General features: G+C 71.8%; 5 protein-coding genes. All 5 read right to left on the bottom strand.

Annotation, left to right across the window (positions count from 1 at the left end):
• Positions 1-188: hypothetical protein (locus RIF93_RS18370; RefSeq protein WP_309092898.1), on the bottom strand; the 188-nt coding region annotated here is incomplete at its 3' end.
• 56 nt (positions 189-244) lie between these two features.
• Positions 245-1090 carry a carboxylating nicotinate-nucleotide diphosphorylase gene (nadC, locus tag RIF93_RS18365; protein ID WP_309092897.1) on the bottom strand — a complete coding sequence of 282 codons (846 nt, stop codon included), beginning with the start codon at positions 1088-1090 and terminating at the stop codon, positions 245-247.
• Complete coding sequence (locus RIF93_RS18360) at positions 1087-2607, bottom strand: L-aspartate oxidase (protein WP_375163894.1); 1521 nt, start codon at positions 2605-2607, stop codon at positions 1087-1089. Before RIF93_RS18360 ends, nadC begins: the two co-directional genes overlap by 4 nt.
• The gene (nadA, locus tag RIF93_RS18355) at positions 2607-3722 is read right to left on the bottom strand and encodes a quinolinate synthase NadA (protein WP_309092896.1); all 1116 of its coding nucleotides are present in this window, start codon (positions 3720-3722) and stop codon (positions 2607-2609) included. The genes RIF93_RS18360 and nadA overlap by 1 nt, the downstream gene beginning before the upstream one ends.
• Positions 3723-3858: 136 nt before the next feature.
• The coding region (locus RIF93_RS18350; protein ID WP_309092895.1) for an ATP-binding protein at positions 3859-5354 on the bottom strand (1496 nt) is incomplete at its 5' end.

Raw genomic sequence — 5354 nt, 5'->3', positions numbered from 1 at the left:
TGATGGGTGTTCTGGTTGATGCCGCCCTGGCGGCCCTGCTGGTCGATGTTCACGTCGTCATCGCCAGGCTGGCTGGACTGGTTGCCGGTGATCGCGTCGCGCCGGCCGATGTCTTCACCGGCCACGTCGGGCTTCTCGCCGGGGTGCGAGCGCTGTTCGGGCGGGATCGGGGGAGCTTTCGAAGCCATGGGTTCGCCTCCTTGTTGGAAGGGTGAACCCCGCCGCCCGGGGGCGGTTCCGAACTTCAGGCTGCGTCGAGGCCGATGTCGAGCACCTTGGCCGAGTGGGTGAGGGCGCCGACGCTGATCACGTCGACGCCCGTTTCGGCGATGGCCCGTACGGTGTCGAGGTTCACGCCGCCGGAGGCCTCGAGGACGACGCGGCCGGCCACCGTGCGGACAGCTTGGGTCAGGTCATCCAGGCTGAAGTTGTCGAGCATGATGACGTCGGGACGTTCGGCCAGGGCCTCGTCCAGCTGGGCCAGGCTGTCGATCTCGACCTCGACCTTCATCAGGTGGCCGGCGTACGCCTTGGCCCGCCGCACCGCCTCTCCGACCGAGCCGCAGGCGGCGACGTGATTGTCCTTGATCAGGATCGCGTCATCCAGGCCGAAGCGGTGGTTCACCCCGCCGCCGCAGCGGACCGCGTACTTCTCGAGCTGGCGCAGGCCCGGCGTGGTCTTGCGGGTGTCGGTGATGCGGGCGCGGGTTCCGGCGACGGCGTCGACGTACTGGCGGGTGAGCGTGGCGACGCCGCTCAGCCGGCCCAACAGGTTCAGCGCCGTCCGCTCGGCCGACAGGATCGCGCGGGCGTTTCCGCGGACCTCAGCGACGACGGTCCCGGCCCGCACGTGATCGCCGTCAGCGGCGCGCTGGTCGAAGGTCGCGGCCGGGTCGAGCTCGGCCAGAGCGAGCCGGGCGCAGACCAGGCCGGCGACGACGCCGTCGTGGCGGACGCCGAACGTGCAGGCGAGCTCGGCGTCGGCTGGGATGCACGCCTGGGCGGTGACGTCGCCGGCGCGGCCGAGGTCTTCGGCGAGCGCGCTGCGGACGACCGGCTGGATCAGCAGGTCGGGAAGAGCTTCGATCATTCGGCGGCGAACCTCAGGCCCGGGCGGTCCACCTCCGCGAGGGTGACGAAGGTGCGGGCCGGCTCGGCCTCGGCAGGGAAGTCGGCGCGGAAGTGACCGCCGCGGCTCTCCTGGCGGGTCCAGGCGCAGGCGGCGACCAGGCGCGCGGCGACCAGGGGCGCGCTGCGGCCGTAGGCAGCCTCCAGGCCGTCGATCAGGTGCAGCAGGCGCGACAGGCCGCCCGCGTCGCGGACCACGCCGGCGTGCCGGCTCATGGCCTCGCGGAGCGCCTTCAGGCCTTCCGGCGGGAGCTCGGCGGCGGTGACCGTCTCATACGGACCCGTGGTCGCCGCCTGGACGGCGGCGGCGCGGCCGGCGCGGGCGCCGAAGACGGCGGCTTCCAGCAGCGAGTTGGACGCCAGGCGGTTGGCGCCATGAACGCCGGTGGAGGCGCACTCGCCGGCGGCGAACAGGCCGGGGAGCGAGGACGCGCCCTCCGCGTCGGTGGCGATCCCGCCCATGTGGTAGTGGCAGGCCGGCGCGACGGGGATCAGCTGCTTGCGCGGGTCGACCCCGCCCGAGAGGCAGGCGGCGAAGACGGTGGGGAATTCGTCAGGGAAGTGGTCGCCCACGGCCTGACGCGCGTCCAGGAAGGCGCCGCGACCCGCCGCGCGCTCGGCGTGGATGGCGCGGGCGACGACGTCGCGGGGCGCGAGCTCGCCGGCGGGATGGTAGCCGGCCATGAACCGCTCGCCTTCCGCATTCACCAGCACCGCGCCTTCGCCGCGCAAGGCCTCGGTGGCGAGCGGGGCCGGATCGCGGGCGATGTCGATGGCCGTCGGGTGGAACTGGACGAACTCGGGGTCGGCGAGGGTCGCGCCGGCCAGGGCCGCCAGGCCCAGGCCTTCCCCCTTCAGCTCGGCGGGCGTGGTGGTGACGCCATAGAGGCCCCCGATCCCGCCTGTGGCGAGGACGACGGCGTTGGCGGCGATCTCGGTCGGGCGGCCGTCGATCTCGGCCAGAACGCCCCGAATGCGGCCGGAGCGATCCTGGAGCAGGCCGGTGAGCCTGGCGCCCGTGCGGACCTGGACGTGCGGCGCGGCGAGGGCGGCGACGGTCACCGCCTCCATGATTGCGCGGCCGGCCTGGTCGCCCTTCACGCGCGCCACCCGGGCCCTGCCATGGGCGGCCTCGAGGCTCTGGGCGAAGGCGCCGTCCGGCGTGCGGTCGAACGGCGCGCCGAGGTCGGCCAGCGCGCGGACGGCGGCGGGACCTTCCTCGGCCAGCAGGCGAGCCATGGCTTCGTCGACGAGACCCGCGCCCGCGGCCACGGTGTCGGCGGCGTGCAGGGCGGGCGCATCGTCGGCCGACAGCGCCGCGGCCATGCCGCCTTGCGCCCAGGCGGACGAGCAGCCCTGGTTCAGCGGGGCTTCGGTCAGCACCAGGACGCGGGCAGGCGCGGCGGCCAAGGCGGCGGTTAGGCCAGCCAGGCCCGCGCCCACCACGACGACGCCGTCGTGGCGGATACGGTCGGCCATCAGATCAGCTCCACGTCGACGTGATGGCGGGCCTTCACGAGGTCGTAGCGGGCGGGGACAGCCGGCGGCGGCAGGTCGACCATGCGCTGGACGGCGAGCCGGGCGCGCTCGGCGATGGCCGGGTCCACCGTCACCTCGTAGCGGTCGTGCAGCAGGGCCTCGTAGATGTTCTCGAGGCTGATCCGCTTCATGTGCGGGCAAAGGTTGCAGGGCCGGACGAACTCGGTGTCGACCGCGTCGGCGGCGACGTTGTCGGCCATCGAGCATTCGGTGATCAGCACCACCTGACGGGGCTTCCGCTGCAGGACGTAGTCGTTCATCGCCGCCGTCGAGCCGGCGAAGTCGGACACCTCCAGCACCTCGGCCGGGCATTCCGGGTGGGCCAGGACCTCGGCGCCCGGATAGGCCGCCTTGAGCTCGAGGATGTCCTCGGCCGTGAAGCGCTCGTGCACCTCGCAACGGCCCTGCCAGGCGATGATGCCGATGTGGGTCTGGCGGGCGACGTTGCGGGCCAGGAATTCGTCGGGGATCAGGATCACCCGGTCGACGCCCCACTGGCGCGCGGCCTCCTCCACCACCTGCACGGCGTTGGCCGAGGTGCAGCAGATGTCGGTCTCGGCCTTCACGTCGGCGGTCGTGTTCACATAGGTGACCACCGGAAGGCCCGGATAGCGCTGCTTGATCAGCCGCACGTCGGCGCCGGTGATCGAACTCGCCAGGCTGCAGCCGGCCAGGAGGTCGGGGATGAGGACGCGCTTCTCGGGCGACAGGATCTTGGACGTCTCAGCCATGAAGTGAACGCCGGCCTGGACGATCACCTTGGCGTCGGAGCGGGCGGCTTCCTTGGCCAGCGCCAGGCTGTCCCCCACAAAGTCGCCGACGCCGTGAAAAATCTCGGGCGTCATGTAGTTGTGGGCCAGGATGACGGCGCCCTTCTCGCGCTTCAGCCGGTTGATCTCGGCGATCAGCGGAGCCTGCTTGCGCCACTCCATGGGCGTGACGTGCCGCTTCACCTTTTCCCAGGCGGGAAGGGTCTGAGCCTCGACCTCGGGCGTGAAGTCGAACTGGAAACCGTCGGCGGCCATTTCACCCTCCCTTATGCTCAAAGTGAGCATTACTGAGGCCTTTAAAAAGGCGCCGGGGAAGGTCCCCAGGCGCAGCGCACTCTTATGCTCATTTCGAGCAAAACTGACTAAACACATATAGCGCCGTCGTGAGGAGGCGCAAGGGCAGGATTCCTCACAGCGCCGTTTAGCGCGGCTTGGCTGTATCGGCGGTCACCTCGGCGATGGCGTGCGCGAGCTGCTCTGCGCCATACGGCTTGCGCAGCAGCGGCCAGGGCGCGCCCTCGGCGGCGTTGAGAGTCTCGCCGGTGTACCCCGACGACAGGATCACGGGCAGGTGCGGCCGCAGGCGGACGGCTTCGCGGGCCAAGTCCACTCCGTTCATGTCGCCCGGCATGATCAGGTCGGTGAGCAGCAGGTCGACGGGAGCGTCGCCCTTCAGGACGGCGAGAGCCGCCGCGGCGTCGGGGGTGCGCACCACCTGATGCCCGAGGTCCGCCAGCAAGGCCTCCACGAGGTCGCCGACCTGGACGTCGTCCTCGGCCAACAGCACGCGAAGCGCCGCGCCCGCCGCGGCCTTGGGTTCGGCCTCGGTCCACTCGGCGGACGCGGCCGGCGCCTTGCTGAGCGGCAGGTAGAAGTGGACGCTCGCACCCTTGCCCGGGGCGCTGTCGATCGAGGCCGCCCCGCCGCTCTGGCGGGCGAAGCCGTAGACCTGGGAAAGGCCGAGACCGGTGCCGCGGCCCGGCGCCTTGGTGGTGAAGAACGGCTCGAAGACGCGCGCCGCCGTCTCGGCGTCCATGCCGCAGCCGGTGTCGTGCACCGCGACGCAGAGATACTCGCCGGCCTCCAGCTCCTCGACCTGGCCGGCGTCCAGGCGGACGGGCTGGGTCTCGACCCGGATCATACCGCCGGCCGGCGTGGCGTCGCGGGCGTTGACGACCAGGTTCATCACCGCGGCCTCGAACTGGCCCGGATCGACATTGACCACGGCGTCGGGGGCGTTGGGCGAGATCACCAGGCTGACCGCCTCCCCGACCGCGCGGCGCAGCAGGGGCTCGGCCTCGGCGAGAAGGGCGTCGACGCGCACCGGCTCGGGCTTCAGCGCCTGCCGGCGGGAGAAGGCCAGCAACTGCTGGGTCAGGCGCTCGCCGCGGCGGGCGGCGCCCAGCGCCGCCTCGATCATGCGGTCGCGGCGGGCGGCGTCGTCGGGGTGGCGCTGCATCAGGTCGAGCGCGCCGATGACGACGGTGAGCAGGTTGTTGAAGTCGTGGGCGACGCCGCCCGTGAGCTGGCCTACAGCCTCCAGCTTCTGGGCGCGGCGGAGGGCGGCCTCCGCGCGGTCGCGGTCGGCGAGCGCCGCCTCGACGCGCTCGGCCAGGATGTCGTTGATGCGCTTGAGGTCGGCCTCGGCGCGCTTGGCCTCGGTGACGTCGTAGCCCACCCCGATGAAGCCGTCGAACTCATCGTCGGGCGTGTAGCGCGGCTGGGACACCGAACGGATCCAGCGGTACTCGCCCGAAGCCACGCGGTAGCGGGCTTCCAGGGTGAAGAGCTCGCGCGAGCCTTCGCCGGCCACCTGTTCCTTCAGGATCCGCGGCAGGTCCTCGGGATGCAGGATCTTGCGCCAGTCGAAGTCCAGCGCCTCTTCGTACGACGCGCCCAGCCACTCGAGATAGGTAC

The sequence above is a fragment of the Phenylobacterium sp. genome, from assembly GCF_031181185.1.
Classification (GTDB): Bacteria; Pseudomonadota; Alphaproteobacteria; order Caulobacterales; family Caulobacteraceae; genus Phenylobacterium.
Note: the sequence above shows the minus strand (reverse complement) of the source record. Positions and strands in the feature narration are given on the sequence as shown.

Excerpts from the sequence above, each read along its gene's own strand:
- nadA (WP_309092896.1), bottom strand. The coding sequence starts at position 3,722 with ATGCTCACTTTGAGCATAAGGGAGGGTGAAATGGCCGCCGACGGTTTC.
- RIF93_RS18360 (WP_375163894.1), bottom strand. The coding sequence starts at position 2,607 with ATGGCCGACCGTATCCGCCACGACGGCGTCGTCGTGGTGGGCGCGGGC.
- nadC (WP_309092897.1), bottom strand. The coding sequence starts at position 1,090 with ATGATCGAAGCTCTTCCCGACCTGCTGATCCAGCCGGTCGTCCGCAGC.